A 22,664-nucleotide genomic window follows, 5' to 3' on the forward strand; every position below is an offset into this window, starting at 1 on the left:
ACACTTCCTCTTCAAAGTTCTTAGGCTTTCGCAGCAGGCTGCTTAAGCGCTAAGCGAATCGATAGTTGTTCTAGTTGTTTGTCGTCAACAGTTCCCGGAGCGTCCATCAACAAGTCTGTTGCGCTAGCTGTTTTCGGGAATGCGATCGTTTCTCTCAGGTTCGTACGGCCTGTGATTAACATTACCAAGCGGTCAAATCCGAAGGCAAAGCCACCGTGTGGAGGCGTACCGTATTCAAATGCTTCCAGCAAGAAGCCGAATTGTTCATACGCTTCTTCTTTGGAGAAACCTAGCGCTGTGAACATTTTCTCTTGCACATCACGTTGGTAAATCCGCATGGATCCGCCGCCTACTTCGTAACCATTCAAGACAAGATCGTAAGCTTGCGCACGAATTTGACCTGGATCTGTATCGAAGAAATGAATGTCCTCTTCGTTCGGACGAGTGAACGGGTGATGTTCAGCCACATAGCGTTTCGCGTCTTCATCATACCCAAGAAGTGGGAAGTCTACGACCCAAGCATATTTGAATACGGAATCATCGATAAGACCTAGTTGACGACCGATTTTCAGACGAAGGTTACCTAGCACATCAGCAACGACTTTCTTTTTATCCGCAGAGAATAGAAGTAGATCTCCCTCTTCTGCGCCCAAACGCTCGGTCAACGCTGCGATTTCAGCTTCGTTGAAGAATTTCACGATAGGCCCTTTGAATTCGCCGTCTTTCACTTGAATCCAAGCAAGACCTTTCGCGCCGTAACGGGCTGCGAATGGAAGAAGATCGTCGATCTCTTTACGACTCCAAGTCCCACAGCCTTTGGCATTAAGAGCTTTAACCTGACCGCCACCGTTCACTACGCTCGCGAATACTTGAACACCGGAAGTGGACACGATATCGGATACATCTTTCAACTCAAGGTCGAAACGAAGGTCCGGCTTATCGGATCCGTATTTCGCCATTGCATCCGCATGGGTAATCCGTTGGAACGGACGCTCGATTGTAACGTTAGCTGTTTCTTGCATCAATTTCACAACAAGCTCTTCGAGAATATCAAGAAGCTGATCTTGAGATAGGAAGGAAGTCTCGATGTCGACTTGTGTGAACTCAGGCTGACGGTCTGCACGAAGATCTTCGTCGCGGAAACAACGAGCGATTTGGTAGTAACGCTCAAGACCACTAACCATCAACAATTGCTTAAAGATTTGTGGGGATTGTGGAAGTGCAAAGAACTCACCAGGGTGCACGCGGCTTGGTACCAAGTAATCACGAGCGCCTTCTGGTGTACTTTTTGTCAAAATCGGTGTTTCCACATCAATGAAGCCTTGAGAGTCCAAGAAATTACGGAACACGTTGGATGCTTTGGAACGCAGCATCAACGTACGTTGCATTTCCGGACGACGTAGGTCAAGGTAACGATATTTCAAACGAACCGCTTCATCCACTTCCACGCCATCTTCGATGAAGAACGGAGGTGTTTTCGCTGCGTTCATGATTTCAATATCGGTTACTTGAATTTCGATTTCACCTGTCGGGATGTTTTTGTTCACTGTTTCAGCATCACGTTCTACGACTTTCCCTTTAACTGCAAGCACGTATTCATTACGTGCACGGTCTGCAATCGCCAATGCGTCGCCAGAGAAATCCGGGTTAAACACCGTTTGTATTAAGCCACTGCGATCGCGTAGGTCGATGAAAAGAAGGCCGCCAAAGTCGCGTCTTACTTGCACCCACCCATTAAGTATTACCGTTTCGCCTACATGGGCTTTTGTTAGCTGCCCACAATGATGTGTTTTGAGCATCATGATTGTTATTTCCTCCTCGTAGTGTCCATATTGGTGTAGTTGTTTATTCGAATAGTGTCTTTGCAGCGTTTGAAGCAAGATCCACTAAACTTAGCGTGATTTGATTTCCTGTTTCCATCTTCTTCAGCGTAATTTCGCCGCGTGCCAACTCATCGTCACCAAGAATCGCCACATAAGTAGCTTGGAAACGATCAGCGGACTTCATTTGAGCCTTCATCTTACGGCCCTGATAGTCCTTCTCTGCTTTTAAACCTTGAACTCTAAGCTGGTGCAGAAGTTTTGTAACTTCTTTCTCCGCGGCTTCACCTAGACCAATCAAGTACACATCAAGCGGCTCAGGCTTCGGAATTTCAACCCCTTGCGCTTGCAATACGAGAAGAATACGCTCTAGACCAAGTCCTAAACCTACACCTGGTTGATCTGTACCATGTCCACCGATCTGTTCGACTAGACCATTGTAGCGTCCGCCTCCACCAATCGTGTCGATCGCACCGATACCTGCTGCCTTATATTCAAACGCAGTGTGCGTGTAGTAATCCAGACCACGCACAAGACGAGGGTTAATACGGAATGGAATCTCCATCGCTGTTAAGTGCTCTTGTACCTGTGCAAAGTGAGTGCTGCACTCTTCATCCAAGAACTCCAGGATGTCAGGTGCGCCTACACCATGCTTTTGATCGATTTTGCAATCGAGAATACGCATTGGATTACGGTCGTAGCGCGACTGACAATCCTTACATAGCTGATCCTTCACTGGAGCAAAGAAAGCCTGCAACTGTTCACGATAAGCCGTTCTAACCGCAGGTGTGCCCACGGAGTTAACCTCCACGGTTACCTCTTTGAGTCCAATCTCTTTATAGAACGTGTAGCCAAGCGCGATCACTTCTGCATCAATGCTTGGATCCACGGAGCCGAAAGCTTCAATACCGAACTGGTGAAACTGGCGGTATCTCCCCGCTTGCGGCTGTTCATAGCGGAACATAGGTCCCACATAAAACAACTTTGTCAGATCAGGGATACCATACAGTTTGTTTTCCACATACGCTCTAACGACCCCCGCCGTACCTTCAGGGCGAAGTGTCATGCTGCGGTCACCTTTATCCAGAAAGGTATACATTTCTTTTTCGACGATATCTGTTGTTTCTCCAACCCCGCGCGAAAAAAGCTCAGTACTCTCGAAAATTGGCGAACGGATTTCTTTGTAATTAAAACGTTGACACAAGTCTCTCGCTTTGGACTCTAGGTACTGCCATTTCTCCACCTCGCCTGGAAGCAGATCTTGTGTACCTTTCGGCTTCTGAATACTCATCGAAGTAACCTCCCTTTTTCTCTACTTACATGCCTTTCTAAAAGCAAAAAATCCCCCATCCCCGACTTACGTCAGGGACGAGAGATTTGATTAACAAATTCACCCGTGGTACCACCCACATTCAGCATGCTATGTTGCTTGCTTACGCAATCAAACACATCTTGCTCTTTGCGGTTAACGCCCGCTATTCGCACAACTACTACTTAGCACATTAACTCATGGCTGTTCCCAGTTGGTCCTCGGGGAGGTCTGTTCATTCACTCATCATGGGAAGCTTGCAGCCTAGGCTTCCTTCTCTGTACATGTGGGGGCGAATTACTGTGTCCCTTCAATGGATCACATTCGTATGGAATTACATTATGGTTATTGTAAACATTGGTAAGGGCAAAGTCAAGAGACAACCATACTTACTATGCGCCCTCAACCTATATTTAGTTAAAAGTGTCCGCCCATTTCTGTACTTCATCCATAACAGGCTGAAGTCCTTTCCCTTTAGGCGTTAATTCATACTCAATCCGTACCGGCGTCTCTGGATAAACATGTCGAATAATAATCTCGGCAGCCTCGAGCTCCTTGAATCTTTCTGAGAGCATGCGATCACTCATACTTGGGATTAATACGGAGATATCTTTAAACCGCTTAGGCCCGGATAGCAATACATTCACGATAAGTCCTGTCCAACGTTTTCCCAGAAGTTCGAATGCATGCTCGAATTTGGGACATAGTTGATCATTTTCCATCTTAATCATCTCCTTCGAGTTCTTGCCGATTACGGCACCAACCACTTCTGTAATAACTATTTTAACATAGTCGCTTGACAAAAGTAAGTGCTTCGTAATAATATACTAACATAAAGTAAGTTGTTAAACAAAATATATCAATAGAGGAGATGTTAGTATGGCATTAGGACTTCTTATTATTCGTTTGGTGATTGGGTTAACGATGGCGGCACATGGTACACAGAAATTGTTTGGTTGGTTCGGTGGTTATGGACCCAAAGGTACAGGCGGATTCTTCGAATCCATCGGGATCAAACCAGGTGTCATGATGGCGGTTGTTGCTGGTTTAATCGAATTAGGTGGCGGTCTGCTCTTCGCCGCTGGTTTATGGACTGAAGTTGGCGCAGCTCTTATTATTATTACAATGATCATGGCTATTATTAAAGTTCATGGCAAAAACGGCTACTGGGTAACTTCCAATGGATTTGAATATAATTTAGCTTTACTAGTCATTGCGCTTGGCGTTGCCTTAATCGGTGCTGGTGACTATTCCATAGATGCACTTATGTAATAAATAAATTCGTAAACCGTCCAGCTTAGACTGTGGCGGTTTTTCTTTGTATACAAAGAAAATAGCCTGCAGCACGGGGCAGCAGGCTTTCAAAGTTTATATTTTAAAGGGGGTCGACTATTAGTATATCCCTCCTAGATTAAAGGAACATGAAGCTCGTATTACAATTTGATTACACCAAAATATCGTTTACTTTCAAGCATTTTCATTTCGTTTCATTCGTATATTCAGGCTATTTTCACATATACATGTACAACAAGGCGGATGGCCTTGAATATAACATCTGGAGGCTGTAACAATGACACTACAAAACGAGTTTCAAGAGGAACGTCAAGATCTCGTGGTGCTTTTCTCTGAGGAATCCGAAACCGAAGCCGAAACTGCTGACGATCAACCTGCTAACGAAGAAGCAGCCGAAGAAGAGGCCATTGAAGAGTCAGATACGGATGCTGAAGAATCGGAAGAAGAAGCGGCTGATGAGGAAGAAGCAGAAGCTGAGGAATCAGAGGAAGCTGAAAGCGAAGAATCCGCAGACGAGGAGGCAGAAGCTGCCGACGACGAAGAAGCAGAGGAATCCGCTGAAGCAGAAGCGGACGAAGAAGCTGCCGAGGAAGACTAAGAAATGTAACCGTCATCATCATTTCACTCATCGCCAACTACAAACTAAGAGCCTTACAGCCACATCTCCTGCGGCAATAAGGCTCTTTATTGATGTAGGCTAAGGCTTGCCTGTCAAACCAATCTTAACGTCACGAATCATCATGTACGTGTCTGCATTGGTCAGTTTTTGCTTATCTGCAATGCCATTGATCGTAGTTGCTGTTAGCAGTTTCCCCTCAACGAGCTTCGCTTGCGCTTCAGCAGGCGTGCCCTTAATACCAAGTGCTTGCGTGAAGGTATAGCTAGCTTGCTCAAGAGTCAACGGAATTTTGTCCGCACTGTCTATCTTAGCGATGGCTTGGTTAACATCCCCTACAAATGCATCCGGCTTCATCTTCCTTGCCCCGCCAACCACATTGACCATTCTCTTCGGATTGGCCGCGTCGTCTAGACGGAAGTTATTATCATAAGCACCAGATGCCAATCCAAGCATCATCGCCGTTTTCAAACCTTCGAATGACTTATGTTCCATAAATGGCTGAGGTTTAATGGTCATCGGCTGAACTTCCATGCCTTGCTTGTTCAACTGAGCCTGCAGCTTCGCTATCATGTCCTTTGATGCAGAAATCTGACGGAACGTCATATTCTCTGCTTTCGCCAAACTCACCGCAGCTCCAGCTGCCTCACCCTCTGCCATGCCCGTCGGCATAACACGAGCACTTCCATGTGGCAGTGTATCATAACTTGCCGCTCTGCCTACAACGAGTAAACCATCAATCTTCTGTGGAACGATACTGCGGAATGGAATTGCGTATTGTTTCGGCTTACACACGACATTACCTGAGTCTGTAGGCGCTATACGCTGGATATCAACGGGATAAGATCCGAAGCCAATGCGATCCCACTGATCTGCATTTGTACAAACATCGACGATACTCAATCGGTATTCACCCTGCATATGTCGGGTCTCCCTCACATAAAGCTCGGGTGCTGAACCATCGAGCTCAACGGTTGAGAATTCCGGGAACGTTTTCTGCATATAAGCAACAATATTCGGCAGTTCCTTCTTCCCAATGTCGAATGCTTCTTGAACCGACTTCGGATCAAAGGTGTCTACGCCAAAAATCTGTAAGGCATTAATTAACACCGTATTGTTATTTTGCCTCCCCATATTGAGGCCTCTCATTTTGGCTCTATCCTTGTTAAGTGCAGGATAATTGCTCATTTCACTGTATCCAAATACACTCACATCTGTAACACCCGTACCCGAATTGTCATCCCCATTCAAACGGTTGKCCATCAATTTCCATACTTCAGGTGTGACATTCTTCAATCGAAACGCCAGTGTGACGGCCATTTTCGATTTTGGATCTCCGATATCCTCATGTCCCATGGTAAAAGGAACCCCTGCTGCTGCTGCGAAGTCACCATCTTGTGTCGCATCAATGACGGACGCGGCTTTGACAACTTGCGTACTGCCATTCTCAAGTGTGATCGTCGCCCCCTGCACCGCATTTTTATTTTGCGATAGCAGCGGATCAATTTTCTTCGTTTTCATCAAGACATCGATATTCTTTTCATTCTTTACGGCATCGTAGAAGGCATTGGCCGCTGTATTCACATCGAAGGAATCGCCTTCCGTTTTGGCATACCATTCCGAGAAATACCCTTTATTCCATACATCATCCTTGCCGAGCAACGTTTTGCTCGTGGAATAATTCATGTCCAAGGAGTTAATCCAGCCGAGCGTCATCAATCCGCCAAAGATCTCACGATCCCGACCATCAACAAGCAGCGTGCTTAATCCATTCCGAGCTGACGAAACCGCTGCGGCAATGCCCTCCGGGTCCGTACCAATTACAATGACATCATAGGCTTCTTTCGCCTTTTTTACCGATTTCACTTCTTCAAGGGCTTGTTGCTGATCACTATGTCCTTTGGCGCCGTTCTTATGGTGATTATATTGATAGTACATGGCGGCTGTTGCAGCAACCAGCGTAAGTACAATCAATACTACCATTAACCATAGCCAACCTCTGGATGTGGATTTGTTACGATTTGAATTTGCCATTACGACTTTAAGCACCCACCTTATCTCCTGCATGTCTTACAATAATTCCATAGGCTAGTTTACCACAATTTGATGGAGGAGAGAAATTCTACCTTTGGTACAAATAAAACCACGCAGGGCTGGTGAACAGCACACACGTGGTTTTATGAATTACCGGAACGATTTCTTTGGGATACTCTTCATTTTTTCCTGATCAGAAGTGAATTCTGCACTGATTTCAACATCCGCAAAGGCATTTCCTTGACTCATCCGCTCAGCCATAGAGGAATGGAACAATTGCTGTATCGGGGCAGTCATCATCTTTTCTTTGATGGATTGACGCATCTGTAGGCTCCTAACCGCTAGTTTATACTTGTCTAGTATAACCAGTGACTAGGCTGCCTATCCTGAATCCTTCGCCCAAGTAGCTTATTTGCTATCGATCATCAAGGTAACAGGTCCCCAATTCGTCAGGGAAACATCCATCATTTCACCAAATGCACCCGTTTCAACTTGTAACCCCTGCTCTCTGAGCATTCTGTTGAATTCCTGATACAATGGTTCTGCTTGTTCTGGCCTCGCTGCTGACATGAAATTAGGCCGCTTGCCTTTGCGACAATCCCCATATAGCGTAAATTGTGACACTGACAAAATGGCTCCCCCTGTCTCAAGGACAGACAAATTCATTTTACCTGTTTCGTCTTCAAAAATTCGAAGCCCGGCCACTTTATCCGCAAGATACTTCGCATCTTGTTCGGTGTCTTCATGGGTGATGCCAACCAACAGCATAAGCCCCTGCTCAATGCGACCGATCGTTTGATTATTGAACGTTACTTCCGCGCTCTTACAACGTTGAACAACAACTCTCATCGTTCCTAAATCCCCTTACTAGCTAGGTCTGCATAATCCTTTGAACGGAATAAATATCTTTGACGCGTTTTATTTTTTCGACAACAGATTGAAGATGATCAATATTTTTTATCAAAATCGTCATATGAATCGTCGCCATTTTGTTCTTATCGGAACGCCCAGAAACAGCTGAGATCATCGTCTTGCTCTCGGATACAGCTTGCAGCACTTCATTTAAGAAGCCGCGGCGATCATGGCCTGTAATCTGAATTTCCACATTGAAATTAGACTCAACAGCCTCTGCCCAATCCACTTCAATTACCCGTTCTTCCTCGCCCATACTCGTCGGAATGTTCGTGCAGTCCGAGCGATGAACAGAAACACCGCGTCCTCGAGTAATATAGCCAATAATGAAATCCCCTGGAACTGGATTGCAGCAACGAGCGAATCGGACTAGCAAGTTATCTACACCTTTGACGCGTACACCGTTTGTAGGACGGCTTTTGCGCTCCGTGGATGGGGGTGCTTTGACCTCTTTCACTTCACTGCTCAGCTTAATAATCTGAGCTTCTTCCGCTTCCTTACGCAGCTTCTCCGTTAGCTTGGTACATATTTGCGCTGCCGTAATGCCACCAAAGCCAACCGCAGAGAGCATGTCTTCAATATCGCTAAAATTAAACTTCTTCGCCGCTTCCAGCATTTTATCATCGCTCATTAAGGTCGGAGGATCGATGGCTAAGCGTTTAAGCTCACGTTCAATCATATCCTTACCTTTTTCAACGTTCTCTTCACGCTTTTCTTTCTTAAACCACTGCTTGATTTTACTGCGTGCGTGGGAGGATTGGGCGATTTTGATCCAATCTTGACTTGGCCCATAGGAATGCTTAGAAGTTAGGATTTCAATAATATCACCGGTTTTGAGCTTATGATCGAGCGGAACGATCCGTGAATTGACTTTGGCACCAATAGTACGATTGCCGATTTCTGTATGAATCCGATAGGCAAAATCCAACGGAACTGCACCTGCTGGAAGCTCGATAACTTCCCCTTTTGGCGTAAAGACGAAAACAAGATCAGAGAAGAAATCCATCTTCATGGATTCCATGAACTCAGACGCATCGTTCGTTTCATGCTGAAGCTCCAGAATTTCGCGGAACCAGCTCATTTTATCCTCGAAGGTGCCGGATGGAACAACAGTGCCGCCTTCTTTGTAAGCCCAATGTGCGGCGATCCCGAACTCGGACGTACGATGCATTTCCCACGTCCGGATCTGAACCTCTAGCGGCTCACCCTTCGGCCCAATAACGGTCGTGTGCAAGGATTGATACATATTCGGCTTCGGCATCGCAATATAATCCTTGAAGCGGCCAGGCATCGGTTTCCATAACGTATGAATGATACCCAAAGAAGCATAACAATCTTTAATGCCGTCAACAATGACGCGCAAAGCCATGAGATCATATATCTCGTTAAATTGCTTGCCGCGGGAGCTCATTTTCTTGTAAATGCTGTAAAGATGCTTCGGCCTTCCCGAAATATCCCCCTGAATTCCCATCTCATCTAACTTCTCTTTGATGCTGTGAATGACATCTTCAATGTATTGCTCACGCTCAGTCCGTTTCTTCTGCATGAGATTCACGATCCGATAGTATTGCTGCGGATTCAAATAACGGAGGGCAATGTCCTCCATCTCMCATTTGATTGTGGAAATACCGAKCCGATGGGCAATCGGGCAGAAAATCTCCAGCGTTTCTTCCGCAATGCGGCGCTGGCTTTCTTCCGATTGATACTTGAGTGTCCGCATGTTATGCAGACGATCCGCAAGCTTAATCAGAATAACCCGAATATCCTGCGCCATAGCAACGAACATTTTGCGGTAATTCTCATTCTGTTGCTCTTCTTTGGATTTGAACTTAATGCGCTCCAGCTTCGTCAAACCATCAACGAGCATCGCACAGGTTTTCCCGAATTTATCTAAAACAGTTTCCAATGAAACTGTCGTGTCTTCAACCACATCATGCAGAAGCGCGGCAATCACCGAAGTGACATCCATCTGCATATTCACCAATATATCTGCAACAGCGAGTGGATGCAGAATATAGGGCTCACCTGATTTGCGCACTTGGCCATGATGGGCTTCATCCGCGAATTCATAGGCCTCCCGAATCCTCTGCAAATCATTCTCTTTCAGATAGGTGGCGGCCTTTTCCAGCAGCTGCTCTATACCCATGCATCTACCCATTCCCTTTAGTCGATTTTTATTCATTATGCCTGCAAGTCAGGCCCCTCGTCAACTATTCACGTACAGGCTTCGACAAAAAGCATCATAGCTGCCGCGAACACTTCACATTTACTCCGTAAAATGCTATGAAAAAGAGAATCGAATAACGAACATTCGATTCTCCAACCCTGTCTTAATATTGAACAAGTGAAACGACATCAAAACCTTCGAATTTGCTGCGGCCATCCAAGTACGTAAGCTCGATTAAGAAAGCAGCTCCGACGATTTCTCCACCAAGCTGTTTGATCAAATCAACGGATGTTTGAATCGTTCCGCCTGTTGCAAGCAAGTCATCCGCAATAAGCACTTTCTGTCCAGGCTTAATCGCATCCTTGTGCATAGCTAGTTTATCTTTGCCGTATTCAAGGGCATAATCCGCTTCGATCGTTTCGCCAGGCAATTTGCCGCTTTTGCGAATTGGAATAAAGCCCACGCCGAGTGCTGTAGCTAGAGGGGCACCAATGACAAATCCACGCGCTTCCGGACCTGCAATTACGTCAATTTCCTTATCTTGGATGAGTTGTTTTAATTGCTCGATCGCTTCTTTGTACACAGGGCCGTTCTGCAACAGCGTTGTTATATCTTTAAAACGAATGCCTGGCTGTGGAAAATCCGGGATAACGCGAATATAATCTTTGAAATTCATATGATTTCCTCCAATGTAGACTCTGTTTTTATTTTTATGTTATCAGCGATCCATTGCTCCAGCTCTTTCGCTGAAGAATACATTACAATGGCTTCAACTTCTTGACGATGCAATCGATGCTGGTACAATCGTGAGGTTGTTAAATCTCGTTTGGCCGGAGTAGCACTTAATGTAACCATATTATCATGTTTGACGACAAATTCTAATTCCTCAAAAACAGATAAAATAAAATGAATCATGCCGAGTGATAATCCTGACCGTTTACTGAAAGATGTCATCATCCTGGTATCTTGCAGTTGAAGTGATTTCTCCTTCTGCAAGGTGCCATAGAGCATCTTAAACATATCCCTTGAAGGCAACGTATTGCCGCTGTCCTGCCCTAACTCAGCAAATACGGGGTAGCACCGCATCATTCCTGTCGCCTGCTGAAGTACTGATTTCAAACTATCAATACGACGAGGCAACGTGTACAGAACGACATCTTGCAGCTCATCAAACGCCATTCCGATCGCAGCCTCATTGGCTGGCCTCACGTGTCCAGTATCCTGCACGATCCAATACGGCACCTGATGCCCGACTTGTGCAGCTACGGCTTGATACAACGCTGCATCCGCTTCATCAAACAGTACGATTCCAGGTGAGCGCAGTGTCGCCGATGGTCCTGCTAAGAGATTGCTCACAAGCGATGCAAGCTTCAGGTGCAATTGTCCGGTGCCACGCCAATCAAATACTTGCGTGTGCGGGATTCGCAGATCCTGCATGATGATCTGCGGCTTTCTAACACCATTCCACTCATTAATCGAGAGCTCGCCCAAGACATCTACCTTTGCCGAGGGGGCAATTAACGCTGCTAAACTACCTTTGCCAAAACCCACGGCTTCTACCGAACAGCTGACTTCATCCTTAGCTTGAGATAATCCCAGCTTCAAATGCTGTTTTTCTTTGCCCATGGTCCGAATATCTTCAAGTCCTAAATCCGTGAACATGAACTTAGGCGATGGATTCCCCATTCCGAATGGTGCCAGTAATTCTAGCCCCTCAATGCTTGCAATCGGGACATCAGCTAGGTTGCACGCATTATCTACACGTAATACAGGTACGAAGTCCTGATCTGTTAACGTTGCCGCTGCAAGCTCATTTAGTCGAAGTGCGAAAGCTTCCAGATGGCTGCTATCCAAGCTCATCCCTGCCGCTGCTTGATGACCACCGTAGTGGTCCAATAGATCCTTACAAGCTGTCAACGCCTTGTGCAAATCAAAGCCGGCAATGGAACGTGCAGAGCCTTTGGCCATACCCTTCTGCGGATCAATGCTTAACACAAGTGTAGGTCGATAGAATTTCTCCACAATCTTGGAAGCTACGATCCCAACGACACCAACATTCCAGTTCTCTTTAGCTACGACGATGACTTTATCCAAGCCCTTCGCTCGCTGCTCCTCAGCCATCGCAAACGCTTCTTGGACCATATCCTCAACAATTTGTTGACGCTCTTTATTCAGCATATCCAATTCGAAGGCAATTTGCTCTGCTTCTTTTTCATCTGTTGTGGTCAACAGCCTAACAGCAATGTCAGCCGCTTCTAAACGACCACTCGCATTAATTTTCGGAGCGAGCGAGAAACCGATGTGACCTGCCGTAATCTCTTTCCGTTCAATGCCCGACACACCAATCAGCGAACGAAATCCAACATAGTTGGAATCCTGCATGCGCGCGAGACCCATCTTCACAAGCAACCGATTCTCACCTGTGAGCGGCATAAGGTCGGCAACTGTTCCAAGTGCAGCGAACTCAAGAAGTTCCTCTGGGAATCGTTCCAGCAACGCATGTGCAAGCTTAAATGCCACACCAACACCTGCTAATAGCTTGTAAGGATACGGACAGCCTGGCTTCTTAGGATTAATCACCGCCAGGGCATCAGGCAGCACTTCTGGCGGTTCATGATGATCAGTCACAATGACATCTAAACCAATTTCATGGCAATACGCAATTTCTTCAATGGCACTTATTCCTGTATCCACCGTAATAAGCAACTGGACACCTTGTTCCTTGGCCAAGTCCATTGCAGCACGGTTCAATCCATAGCCTTCACGAATCCGATGTGGAATGTAAGTATCGAAATGCGCCCCTAACCCTTTTAACAAATGCGCCATTAAGGAGGTACTGCTTACTCCATCTGCATCATAATCGCCGTAAATACGAATGAATTCCTTATTGTGTAAGGCTCTGCGAATACGCTCCACTGCTGGCAGCATCCCATCTAACAAATAGGGATCATGGTAATCACCGACGCCACCTTGCATAAATTGTTTGGCCTCAGACACGCTGTGAATATCTCGAAGAACTAGAATACGGGCTACCAAGGGATCCAACTGCAGCTCACGAACAAATTCTTCAACAAGCGCCTCATCCGCATTTCCAATGTTCCATCTTGCCTTCGGTGCTAGCACTTGGTGGCTCCTCCTTGGTGTTTTCCTATGAAAATTTCACGGTACGTCATCTTCGAAAACAATGATTTAGTGTAAAACAGACGGCAGCTCACTTGCTTCCACATCTGCTTGCTTATAGGGATAACCTGCATCGTAAGGATTTACATGTATGTATACATGCGATACATGATGGTATTGCTTCATCAGCTGTTGTTTAATCTTCTTAGACACCTCATGTCCTTCCCAAACAGAAAGCCTAGGATTCACACTGATCGTCATGTCGATGACAACATAATGCCCATGTTCTCTCGCGTTCAAATCATCAACCGTAATCACACCATGAATCTTTTGAACAGCTTTAACGAAATCAGCTGCCTCTTCCTGGTGAAGTACTTTTTCTGTTGGTGTAGATATGGTTTTGCTGACTAACGAGAATCCCATTATACCTATAAAAAGTGCAACAATGAGTCCAGCACATGTGTCTACGTAAGAAAATCCGTTAAATCCGATCGCTTGAACCAGCATCGTCAAGAGCACACCAGCAACGACTACAAAAGAAGAGTATATATCGGAACGGCGTCTTCGCGCATTGGCAATAAATTCCTCAGATCCTAACTGCTTGCCCAGTTTACTTAAGAAGTGGAACATCGCTTCCTTCGCAAGCAGCGAAAGAACGAGAACAGCAAAGGTCGTCATAGTGGCATCATACTTAACCTGGTTGATCAAGGATTTAACCGATATGACACCTACTTCAGCACCAATCAATAAGATCAAGACAATGAATAGTAGGGAACCGACTGAAATTTGTGGATCCAACCCCCGGAAAGAAGCTGCAGCAAGCTGCACTCTCATTGTCCTTACTCTGTTGATGGCAGCAGCAACCACACAAATTCCTGCTCCCGACTGCGCCGCAGCTGCGATCAGAGAATTACTATGTGCTTGAAAGCCAACGATCCCCATCAGACAAGCCAACACGGTAAGTACAAGTATTGCTGACCAAAGCGCGTATTCTGTCTTACGAAATCCCTCATCATTCACGTGGACATTCCCCCTGAACGGATACAAAGGCCGCGCAACAATCACGCGGCCGGTTATTATGGTTATTACGCTGCAACTTTCTTTTTAGAACGTGATAAAGAGTTTCTTTTGAACAAATACCACAAGGAACATGCAATGAAGACGGAGGAGTAGGCACCGCTCGTTAAACCAATTAACTTGGCCAAAGCGAACAACTTAATGGACTCGCTTCCGAACAGATACAAACAGCCTGCAGCAATTAACACGACGAGTACAGTATTAATATTACGTGCCATCGTTTGCCAGATACTATCGTTAACGAGTGCTACTAGATCTGCATCTGTCTTCAGTTTAGCAAAACGCAGGTTTTCACGAATCCGGTCAAAAATAACGATCTTGTCATTAATGGAATAACCGATTGTCGTCAACACTGCCGCAAGGAACGGAAGGTTCACTTCGAAGCGGAAAATGGCAAACATCGCGATAACGATGAACGCATCGTGTAGAATAGCGATAATCGCAGCCAAGGCAAAACGCCATTCAAAACGGATACTGACGTACAAACAAATGAGTACGCTGGAAATCGCAACGGCATAGACAGCTTTCAACAATAACTCTTTAGCAAGCTGTGGATCCACGGTGTTAATTTCCTTCGAAACTTCTGCGCTATAGGCTGTTGCAAAAGCTTTTTGGATTGTGTTCACCGTCGCATCGTCCAGCACGTCATCGAAACGGATAGACACACGATCGCTATTATTACCACCAATTGTAGGATCCGCATATTTCGACTTCACTTCACCGCTGGTGTTCAAGCCATGCAGGATTTCCTCAACCTTCGCACTATCCAACTGCTTACCGACAACAAGATCGATATTCGTTCCCGCTTTGAAATCGACACCGAAATTCATGCCTGAGGTTAACAGAACTACTAACCCGATGATAAGAACTGCAGCCGATATGATGAAAAATTTATTGCGATTTTTTACAAAATCGAACTTTTGCTTAGAGTCCACGGATGTCTGCCTCCTTCACACCGAAATAACTTGGCTTTTTCAGCAAATTACCCCGGATAATAAGATGTAGCAGCCATCTGGAGAACAACACGTTCGTTAAGATACTGATAATAATACTCATCATCGTAATAACTGCGAATCCGCGAATTGCACCGTTACCTACATAGTACAGCACGATACCCGCGATTAAATTCGTTACGTTCGCATCCATAATCGTACGGAAGGAATGTTTCGTCCCTGCTTTCAAGGAGGAAAGGATACTCTTGCCTGCACGGATTTCTTCGCGAATTCTTTCGTATGTGATAATGTTCGCATCAACGGCCATCCCCGCTCCTAAAACAAGGGCAGCAATACCAGGCAACGTCAATGTGGCATTCATAAAGTCGAAGATCGCGAGTAGAACCCAAACATACGTAATCAAAGTGAACGCCGCTACTAGACCTGGAACTCGGTAGTAAAGCACCATGAACAAGAAAATTAAGATCGAAGCGATTAATCCCGCTCTTGCTGTCTCATGCAAAGAAGCTTTACCTAATGTAGCATCGACACGTTGTATGTATTTCTCTGTTAATTTAAGTGGCATAGCCCCTAAATTAATCATCTTTGCTACTTTGGTAGCTTCGGCAACGTTCGTTTGTGTAATGATTGCGGAGTCGCTGTCAATTGGGAAATTAACGGACGCTGTGGATTGCACGACATCATCCAAATAAATAGACAACGTGCTGCCAACCAGCTTCGTTGTTACTTCTTTGAATTTCTCTCTGCTTTTCATTTTGATCTCAACGATCGGTTGCTTCGTATTCGGATCATAGCTTAATTTCGCTGCGTTCTCGACGAAGTCAGTTCCGTTCATGTAAACCGTTCCATCAGGACCTCTGAATGTAAGTACAGAAGGTTTGGACATCAGGGTACGAACTTCTTCTTCGTTCTCAACCCCTGCAAGACGAACACGGATACGATCCGATCCTTCTGGGTACACCTCTGGTTCAGCAACACCAAGAGAATCCGCACGTTTAGCAAGACTTTTTGCAGCTTCCGTAAGCGTTTCCTTCGTTAGGGGCTGTCCAGCAGTAAGCGGCTCTGCGGTGTACAATATTTCAAAACCGCCTTTTAAATCCAATCCAAGCTTAATACGATCTACAAGCCCAGGGCTCGTTATTCCAACTGCGCCAAGAACAATGACAACCGTTAGAAAAAAGAACGAAATTCTTTTCCAATCCAGCATCTGTTGCTAGTCTCCCTTCAATACTCAATATGCCTATTATACTCAGGTCTGAAAAACGAGTCAATTTAAGTCGTTTCACGCAAAAAATAAGCCCATTCTTAGAATTGGGCTCCTCTATACATACTAATCGTCATCCAGTTCATAAACGCTGTAGATTTGAGGGACAAAATGTCATTTACGATTTGATGGAGAGAGGGCAACCCGGTTTTGCGGTATCTATCACTTACACAATCCCATATATCCTTGCCAGTCACATGCTCGTATCCAAGCAGAATAAACTCTTCAACCTTGCTCAAACACAAGCTCTCGATGATTTCATTCAACTCTTGATCCGACATACCTGGATGCTCTTCTTCACTTCCGTTATCCTGTGCGTCATTCATGGGGGATCCTCCTAAAAGTTTTGCTTTAGCAAAACTATCTACGTAAGCATAAGCTAATGCATTCGTTTTACCTGTATGTTATATACTTCGATAGTCACCTCGGAATTTCCTGCCAAATGCGCACTTGTCCATAAAATCTTAGCATGAGCTTGGACAGCTCGCGCATAGTCATAGGTATGACATTATCGGAAGAGGGTATGGCAGTGACCAAGCAGTCGTTTATTAGAGGTACAATGATCCTGCTCGCCGCAGGCATTTTGAATCGCATACTTGGCTTCATACCCCGAATGACTTTACCGCGCGTGATCGGGGCTGAAGGCATTGGTATTTATCAAATGGGCTGGCCATTCCTGTCCGTTATTTTAACTATCATTACCGGAGGTATTCCCGTTGCCATTGCCAAGCTGATTGCAGAAGCAGAAGCCGAGAAGAATGAGACCCGGATTCGCAGCATTTTACGCATATCGCTAGCCATCACGATATCACTTAGCTTCATTTTTACAGTTGTCTGCCTGCTAGGAGCCTCATGGATCACGTCTCATTTACTGACGGATTCCCGCGTTTACTATACTTTCCTATGTATGAGCCCCATGATACCCATTATTGGCGTCTCTGCCGTATACCGCGGTTACTTCCAAGGCAGACAAAATATGATTCCTACTGCAACCTCGCAAATTATGGAAACGTTGATTCGTATTGTCATGGTTCTCGTCTGTTCCTATATGATGATCCCTTATGGCATCGAATATGCGGCAGCAGGTGCGATGATTGGCGTCTTGGCAGGGGAAATTGGCGGACTAGCTGTATTGGCAATTCATTTTAGATGGGATAAAAAAGCAATACCCAAGCCTCCACTTGCTCAAATCGGAACGAAGAAAACAACAGGTCGACTCTCCAATCTGCGCAGAATCTTACGTATCTCAATCCCGATCACAGGAAGCAAACTCATCGGTGCTAGCTCCTACTTACTGGAGTCGATCTTAATTGCTCAAAGCTTGGCGATCGCCGGCATTACCACATCACTTGCAACCGCCCAGTACGGAGCCTTACAAGGTATGATCATTCCCATCATCCTTCTACCGAGTGCACTAACCATGTCATTATCCATTTCTCTGATTCCCTCATTAAGCGAAGCTGCCGCCCGCAAAGACCTCAAGACTATCCACATGCGTTTGCATCAATCGTTAAAGCTCGCTTTAGTGACAGGTGCCCCGTTCTCTGTATTGATGTTTGTACTTGCTGAACCGATTTGCAAGTATCTGTACAATCAGCCAGATGTCAGTGTCATGCTGAAGATGATGGCACCGATCGCGATATTCATTTATTTTCAAGCTCCGCTACAATCTGCTTTACAAGCATTAAACAAGCCTGGAGCTGCTCTAATCAACACCTTAATTGGCTCGACAGTCAAGTTATTCTTAATCTATTGGTTAGCTAGCAAGCCTGAAATGGGCATACACGGCGCTGTATTCGCCATCAATGTGAATATCGTTTTGGTTACACTGCTACACTGGAATAGTGTCGTTCGTCTACTCAAATTCCGCATGGAAGGCAGCAGTTTCGTGAAAATTGGCGCGGCCATGCTTCTCACAGGTGTTGTTTGTTATTTCATCATGTACACACCTTGGGTGTCCGTGACCTGGATTCGATTTGTCTCCTCCTTATTGTTAGGGCTCTTTTCCTATATCTTTTTCATCACGGTTTTCCGACTCATCAGTCTGAAAGATATCGGTCGACTGCTGAATATGGGCAAAAAAATAATACGTTGAATCACTGCTTCTCATCTTTTGCGATCAAGAAACATTCTGCCGCGATGATCAATCGAACAGTAGAAGATTTCTTTAAAATCCCTGACCCCTTGTTCTTGGAGCTGGTTTTTCAACCAAAACCTCGTTTGACCGATTTTCCCTAAGTTATCGTCTTGTACTTTACCATCCATAATAAGAGGCAGGGGCAAGCCTTCGTAACGAATGGTTTCTTTTAACTTCGTAACTTCGGGCCCTGTCTCTTTTCCATCTTTTTCTTTCTCGAATACGCTTAATTTCCCCGAAGGCTCCAGGATAGCAAATTCCACATCCGCCACGTTCATAATTTTATTTTGTCTTAACTGCAGCATCAGATCATCTAAATTATAACGATGCTTCTTCATTTCCTCGCGGTTAAGCATTCCCTTTTTGATGAGAACACTCGGCTTACCATCGAAAAGCACACGAATTGTGCGACTTTTTAGGGTGATATAGGCAAGCAAGACTTGAATTAGCACCAACGTCCCCATGGGTAAAATCCCATCCATAAGAGGTTTCTTCGTATCCTCAATAACGAAAACAGCAATTTCCGCAATCATGATGGAAATTACAAGATCGAAAAGCGACAGTTTGCCGATTTCACGTTTCCCCATAATACGAAGCATGAGAAAAACAACAAAATAGATAAGCACCGTACGCAAAAAAATGGTCAGAATTTCCATCGCAACCTCCCTGATCTAAGCTCTAGCTTGTTCTCGGAGTTCACTGGTATTCTGACCGCGCACGCACCTCATCATGCAGATATTACTTATTCAATTGTTGGCAATTACAACAAGAATAATTTGAAATATAACGTAGAAACCAACAGCAGCACGAAACAAATCGGGGCAGCAACCGCCACGTACTCACTTTGCTTTAACTTTACACCATCATGATAGGTAAAAGATGCCGCGTATAAGCTCGCGATTGAGCTCACTAGTGTCACACCGCTTCCAATCCCGCTTCCGACGATCAGCGCCCACCACATCGGCTGAATTGACGTCTCTACAAGCGGCTTCATCCCGTCAACAATCGGAATCATCGCAGCAATGAATGGGATATTATCCATCATCGCTGTACCAAAACTATTCAACCATAACATTAGAATGGATAGGAACGGGATGCTCCCTTGGCTTAGCTCTAGTCCTTTATTTGCAATAAAACCTGAAAAACCTGCATACGTTAAGCCCCCAACCATGATGAAAAGTCCCAAGAAAAAGAGCCATTGTGTTTCTCTCAAGTGATGCCATACCGCTCCATAATCCTTGTTTCTAATTACCTCAAAAATATCTTTGTAATTCATAGCAAGTAAAGCAATAGCCCCGGAGGCTGCAATGTAGGCTGGACTCCATGCTAGTACACCATGAAGGGATAGCCCAATTAGGGTCAACCCTGTAATGATGCTGCTTCCCAAGACGAATTCTCTATTGGGAGATAAATAGGAGCTTGGCTTTATGCTTAACAGCTCACGCATGTGTGCTTCAGCCGCTACTAAGCGCTTTCGATAGATCAACCACATAATGAGATAAACGACGGCCAACAGCAAGCAAATCAGAGGAAACAATTTAATGAACATTTCCCCCGCCGAAATATGCCCTGACGCCCCTAGCATACGGCTTGGTATATTCCCCATAATCGTTGCTGCACCGCCAATATGTACGGATAATAACATCGAGATTAGAAATGGAGCCGGCAGCAACCTCATTTTTCTAGACGCAATAATGATGAAAGGAACGATGACAACAACAGCCATTAAACTATCCAAGAGCGCAGAGATCAGCGCCGCTAGCAGCGAAAGACTAATGATAACCGTAAGCGCCCGCATGCGATATTTTCGAACAAATGAACTTACGATATACGAAATAATGCCAGTTTTCTGAAAAAGGCTCGATAGGATGAAAAGGCTCACGAGATAGATTAATATCGGCCAACTCGCGTAGGTTGTTAGTGCTTTCTGGAGCGGTACAATGCCTAAAATCAGCATCAAACAAGCCCCACCAAGCGCGGTATACGTACGATCCCATTTTTCAATTAATATACAAACGTAAGCAGCTGCAAAAATAAGCAGTGCGGCTACTGCTTGCCACATCACCGGTCCTTGAGAGAATTCAGTCATAAATAATCACACTCCTAAAAGTTTTGAATAGCCCACGCACGCGAAGCGCAGTATTGCAGCGTCAAAACTCGCTATCTGCAGCATACGCTTTAAATAGTTTGTACTAATTCTATGTGCTTGGCCATACAATGATGATAATGAAGCGTTCGAATATAGGAAAGGAATGATGCCTGTGAACCCTATGAAAACGGTCAGTCAGGTTCGAATAACATCGCCATTATTTTCAGGACTTGTCTACTCATTTAGTATGATGACCATTGGAACTATTGTGACCTCCTTGTTTTTGCTTTTAACCAGCACACAAGAAAGTTCCTTACACACTTTAACAACCATCATCCACGCGGTCTCCTTATTTATTGGAGGATGGGTTTCAGGTAAACGGGCCGGTAACCGCGGCTGGTATCACGGGGGCATGGTCGGCATCTTCTATTTCATTCTCATTTTCTTAGTCGGTTTTCTGGCATTCGATGCAGGGTTGAATCTTCAGTCCCTTCAATTGCTTGGCATTTTATTCGCATCTGGGGCGCTCGGTGGCATACTTGGTGTAAATACTCAGAAATAAGTCTTTTCCGTGAAGATAGCACTCCCCCCCGTTGAATGTGGTATAATGTCATAGTTATTGCCGCACAAAACTTCCAATAAATAGGGGGATACAACTTGAGCCCTTTTCAATCTATGACGCATGCGACAGTTTATATTGTACTAACAATTTTCGCTTTTGTAATTATTGCAACGCGAAAGAGCCCATACACCATTGCCAGTAGCTTAGTTCATGAAATATTTACTTCACGCAAGTTTCTTTTTCATTTCATCGCGTTGCTGATGATCCTCATGTTTAACAAGATGGAGATGGCAATCGAGAAAGGCATGCAATACAAAGCCGATTTCACGAAGTCGATCTATGGCATTGAGGGTGACTTTGTAGCGACGATCCAGAACTTTTTCCATAATGATATTCTTACCGTCGTATGTAGTTATTTCTATGTCATTATATTCCCATCGATTATGATTACTTCCATTGCTATTTACACGTATCAGAAGAATCATAAACTTTTCTATGCGGTCTGTTATGCACTCATGTTCAACTATATGATTGCTATTCCGTTTTATCTCTTCTTCCCGGTTAACGAAGTATGGTTTTTCCATCCTAAAGTAGATCTTCTAATTCTAGATGTGTTCCCAACTTTCGAGCAAGATTACAGACCATTATCTGGACTCGATAATTGCTTCCCAAGTTTGCACACATCCATATCCGTTTCAATGGCCGTTATCGCGGTGAAAAGCCGAAACACGTTTTGGAAAATTTTCGTGCCCTGCTCAGCAGCCTTTATTATTTTCACAATCTTCTATCTAGGCATTCACTGGTTGTCCGATATGTGTGCTGGTGTCGTACTCGGTGTCGTAGCTGCTCGAATGGGTCTGCGCATTGCTGAAGGTCGTCTGATCCTTGGTGAGCGTGCACTCCTTAAACGCCCTGTAAAGAATAACGAATATTAATTTCAAGTATATATGCAAATAAAAAGCGAGAGCCTATTATAGGACCTCGCTTTTTGTTAACTTATTCCTTAGTAGCAGGCGTTTGTGCAACTGCATTAACTGCAGAGCGATCAAAAGTCATTTTCGTTGCATCGTTGACACGAAGTACGCAAATGTCATCTGTGATTTCTACAATCGTGCCATGAAGACCGCCAATCGTAACAACCTTATCCCCTTTTTTCAATCCTCCGAGCATTTGACTACGTGTTTTCTGTCTTTTTTGCTGTGGACGAATAAGTAAGAAGTACAGAACTACGAACATAAGCACTAAAGGTCCGTATGTATACAAATATCCTACTGCACCAGTGGTACCTTCTTCAGCTAGAAACATAGGTAT

21 protein-coding genes are annotated in these 22,664 nt (G+C 44.9%); 5 read left to right on the forward strand and 16 right to left on the reverse strand.

Features of this window, described 5'->3' with window-relative positions; translation table 11 throughout:
* Positions 1-20: 20 nt before the first annotated feature.
* From aspS to AB4114_RS19410, 3 genes are all read right to left on the reverse strand, one after another.
* A complete protein-coding gene (gene aspS, locus AB4114_RS19400; protein WP_441989955.1) occupies positions 21-1,802 on the reverse strand; it encodes an aspartate--tRNA ligase in 1,782 nt (593 codons plus the stop codon).
* Between the two features lie 43 nt (positions 1,803-1,845).
* Complete coding sequence (gene hisS, locus AB4114_RS19405) at positions 1,846-3,111, reverse strand: histidine--tRNA ligase (protein WP_171632091.1); 1,266 nt, start codon at positions 3,109-3,111, stop codon at positions 1,846-1,848.
* A gap of 431 nt (positions 3,112-3,542) precedes the next feature.
* Positions 3,543-3,851: a winged helix-turn-helix transcriptional regulator gene (locus tag AB4114_RS19410; RefSeq protein ID WP_056610440.1), complete on the reverse strand. Its 309-nt coding sequence runs from the start codon at positions 3,849-3,851 to the stop codon at positions 3,543-3,545.
* Between the two features lie 157 nt (positions 3,852-4,008).
* On the opposite strand from AB4114_RS19410, the gene AB4114_RS19415 reads away from it, so the two are divergent.
* Together AB4114_RS19415 and AB4114_RS19420 are read left to right on the forward strand one after the other, a co-directional pair.
* A complete protein-coding gene (locus AB4114_RS19415; protein WP_056610438.1) occupies positions 4,009-4,401 on the forward strand; it encodes a DoxX family protein in 393 nt (130 codons plus the stop codon).
* A gap of 298 nt (positions 4,402-4,699) precedes the next feature.
* Entirely contained in the window at positions 4,700-5,020 is a 321-nt protein-coding gene (locus AB4114_RS19420) for a hypothetical protein (RefSeq protein WP_441989956.1), read from the forward strand.
* A 99-nt stretch (positions 5,021-5,119) separates the two neighbouring features.
* Here AB4114_RS19420 and AB4114_RS19425 read toward each other — a convergent pair whose 3' ends face one another.
* The 10 genes from AB4114_RS19425 to AB4114_RS19470 all read right to left on the reverse strand — a co-directional run bounded on the left by AB4114_RS19425 (position 5,120) and on the right by AB4114_RS19470 (position 16,891).
* Positions 5,120-7,087 (reverse strand): FAD-dependent oxidoreductase, encoded by a 1,968-nt coding sequence (locus AB4114_RS19425; protein ID WP_441989957.1) that lies wholly within the window; start codon positions 7,085-7,087, stop codon positions 5,120-5,122.
* Positions 7,088-7,222: 135 nt separating this feature from the next.
* Entirely contained in the window at positions 7,223-7,396 is a 174-nt protein-coding gene (locus AB4114_RS19430) for a hypothetical protein (protein ID WP_157256822.1), read from the reverse strand.
* Positions 7,397-7,480: 84 nt separating this feature from the next.
* Positions 7,481-7,921, reverse strand: coding sequence for a D-aminoacyl-tRNA deacylase (gene dtd / locus AB4114_RS19435; RefSeq protein WP_441989958.1), 441 nt, complete (start codon positions 7,919-7,921; stop codon positions 7,481-7,483).
* Positions 7,922-7,943: 22 nt separating this feature from the next.
* Positions 7,944-10,130 (reverse strand): RelA/SpoT family protein, encoded by a 2,187-nt coding sequence (locus AB4114_RS19440; protein ID WP_441989959.1) that lies wholly within the window; start codon positions 10,128-10,130, stop codon positions 7,944-7,946.
* Between the two features lie 184 nt (positions 10,131-10,314).
* Positions 10,315-10,827: an adenine phosphoribosyltransferase gene (locus AB4114_RS19445; protein ID WP_057311658.1), complete on the reverse strand. Its 513-nt coding sequence runs from the start codon at positions 10,825-10,827 to the stop codon at positions 10,315-10,317.
* Positions 10,824-13,274 carry a single-stranded-DNA-specific exonuclease RecJ gene (recJ, locus tag AB4114_RS19450; protein WP_441989960.1) on the reverse strand — a complete coding sequence of 817 codons (2,451 nt, stop codon included), beginning with the start codon at positions 13,272-13,274 and terminating at the stop codon, positions 10,824-10,826. Before recJ ends, AB4114_RS19445 begins: the two co-directional genes overlap by 4 nt.
* Positions 13,275-13,340: 66 nt before the next feature.
* Positions 13,341-14,291: a cation diffusion facilitator family transporter gene (locus AB4114_RS19455; protein WP_441989961.1), complete on the reverse strand. Its 951-nt coding sequence runs from the start codon at positions 14,289-14,291 to the stop codon at positions 13,341-13,343.
* Between the two features lie 65 nt (positions 14,292-14,356).
* Positions 14,357-15,283, reverse strand: a complete 927-nt coding sequence (secF, locus tag AB4114_RS19460; RefSeq protein WP_441989962.1) for a protein translocase subunit SecF — start codon at positions 15,281-15,283, stop codon at positions 14,357-14,359.
* Positions 15,273-16,505, reverse strand: coding sequence for a protein translocase subunit SecD (gene secD, locus AB4114_RS19465; protein WP_171632148.1), 1,233 nt, complete (start codon positions 16,503-16,505; stop codon positions 15,273-15,275). Before secD ends, secF begins: the two co-directional genes overlap by 11 nt.
* 101 nt (positions 16,506-16,606) lie before the next feature.
* On the reverse strand, positions 16,607-16,891 hold the full coding sequence (locus tag AB4114_RS19470) for a post-transcriptional regulator (RefSeq protein ID WP_441989963.1): 285 nt from the start codon (positions 16,889-16,891) through the stop codon (positions 16,607-16,609).
* A gap of 203 nt (positions 16,892-17,094) precedes the next feature.
* On the opposite strand from AB4114_RS19470, the gene spoVB reads away from it, so the two are divergent.
* A complete protein-coding gene (gene spoVB, locus AB4114_RS19475; protein ID WP_441989964.1) occupies positions 17,095-18,660 on the forward strand; it encodes a stage V sporulation protein B in 1,566 nt (521 codons plus the stop codon).
* Between the two features lie 11 nt (positions 18,661-18,671).
* Here the strand turns inward: spoVB and AB4114_RS19480 are convergent, their stop codons facing one another.
* Complete coding sequence (locus tag AB4114_RS19480) at positions 18,672-19,358, reverse strand: DUF421 domain-containing protein (RefSeq protein WP_441989965.1); 687 nt, start codon at positions 19,356-19,358, stop codon at positions 18,672-18,674.
* Between the two features lie 104 nt (positions 19,359-19,462).
* A complete protein-coding gene (locus AB4114_RS19485; RefSeq protein WP_441989966.1) occupies positions 19,463-20,791 on the reverse strand; it encodes an SLC13 family permease in 1,329 nt (442 codons plus the stop codon).
* Between the two features lie 181 nt (positions 20,792-20,972).
* On the opposite strand from AB4114_RS19485, the gene AB4114_RS19490 reads away from it, so the two are divergent.
* Together AB4114_RS19490 and AB4114_RS19495 are read left to right on the forward strand one after the other, a co-directional pair.
* On the forward strand, positions 20,973-21,353 hold the full coding sequence (locus tag AB4114_RS19490) for a TIGR04086 family membrane protein (protein ID WP_441990030.1): 381 nt from the start codon (positions 20,973-20,975) through the stop codon (positions 21,351-21,353).
* A gap of 95 nt (positions 21,354-21,448) precedes the next feature.
* The gene (locus AB4114_RS19495) at positions 21,449-22,288 is read left to right on the forward strand and encodes a phosphatase PAP2 family protein (RefSeq protein ID WP_171632109.1); all 840 of its coding nucleotides are present in this window, start codon (positions 21,449-21,451) and stop codon (positions 22,286-22,288) included.
* A gap of 61 nt (positions 22,289-22,349) precedes the next feature.
* Here the strand turns inward: AB4114_RS19495 and yajC are convergent, their stop codons facing one another.
* Positions 22,350-22,658, reverse strand: a complete 309-nt coding sequence (yajC, locus tag AB4114_RS19500) for a preprotein translocase subunit YajC (protein WP_056610408.1) — start codon at positions 22,656-22,658, stop codon at positions 22,350-22,352.
* Positions 22,659-22,664 lie beyond the last annotated feature (6 nt).

Source organism: Paenibacillus sp. 2RAB27, assembly GCF_052115445.1.
GTDB lineage: Bacteria > Bacillota > Bacilli > Paenibacillales > NBRC-103111 > Paenibacillus_E.

Bases quoted from the DNA above. Each gene is read 5' to 3' on its own strand.
- aspS (WP_441989955.1), bottom strand. From the start codon at position 1,802: ATGATGCTCAAAACACATCATTGTGGGCAGCTAACAAAAGCCCATGTA.
- hisS (WP_171632091.1), bottom strand. From the start codon at position 3,111: ATGAGTATTCAGAAGCCGAAAGGTACACAAGATCTGCTTCCAGGCGAG.
- AB4114_RS19410 (WP_056610440.1), bottom strand. From the start codon at position 3,851: ATGGAAAATGATCAACTATGTCCCAAATTCGAGCATGCATTCGAACTT.
- AB4114_RS19415 (WP_056610438.1), top strand. From the start codon at position 4,009: ATGGCATTAGGACTTCTTATTATTCGTTTGGTGATTGGGTTAACGATG.
- AB4114_RS19420 (WP_441989956.1), top strand. From the start codon at position 4,700: ATGACACTACAAAACGAGTTTCAAGAGGAACGTCAAGATCTCGTGGTG.
- AB4114_RS19430 (WP_157256822.1), bottom strand. From the start codon at position 7,396: ATGCGTCAATCCATCAAAGAAAAGATGATGACTGCCCCGATACAGCAA.
- dtd (WP_441989958.1), bottom strand. From the start codon at position 7,921: ATGAGAGTTGTTGTTCAACGTTGTAAGAGCGCGGAAGTAACGTTCAAT.
- AB4114_RS19445 (WP_057311658.1), bottom strand. From the start codon at position 10,827: ATGAATTTCAAAGATTATATTCGCGTTATCCCGGATTTTCCACAGCCA.
- AB4114_RS19470 (WP_441989963.1), bottom strand. From the start codon at position 16,891: ATGAATGACGCACAGGATAACGGAAGTGAAGAAGAGCATCCAGGTATG.
- AB4114_RS19480 (WP_441989965.1), bottom strand. From the start codon at position 19,358: ATGGAAATTCTGACCATTTTTTTGCGTACGGTGCTTATCTATTTTGTT.
- AB4114_RS19485 (WP_441989966.1), bottom strand. From the start codon at position 20,791: ATGACTGAATTCTCTCAAGGACCGGTGATGTGGCAAGCAGTAGCCGCA.
- AB4114_RS19490 (WP_441990030.1), top strand. From the start codon at position 20,973: ATGAAAACGGTCAGTCAGGTTCGAATAACATCGCCATTATTTTCAGGA.
- yajC (WP_056610408.1), bottom strand. From the start codon at position 22,658: ATGTTTCTAGCTGAAGAAGGTACCACTGGTGCAGTAGGATATTTGTAT.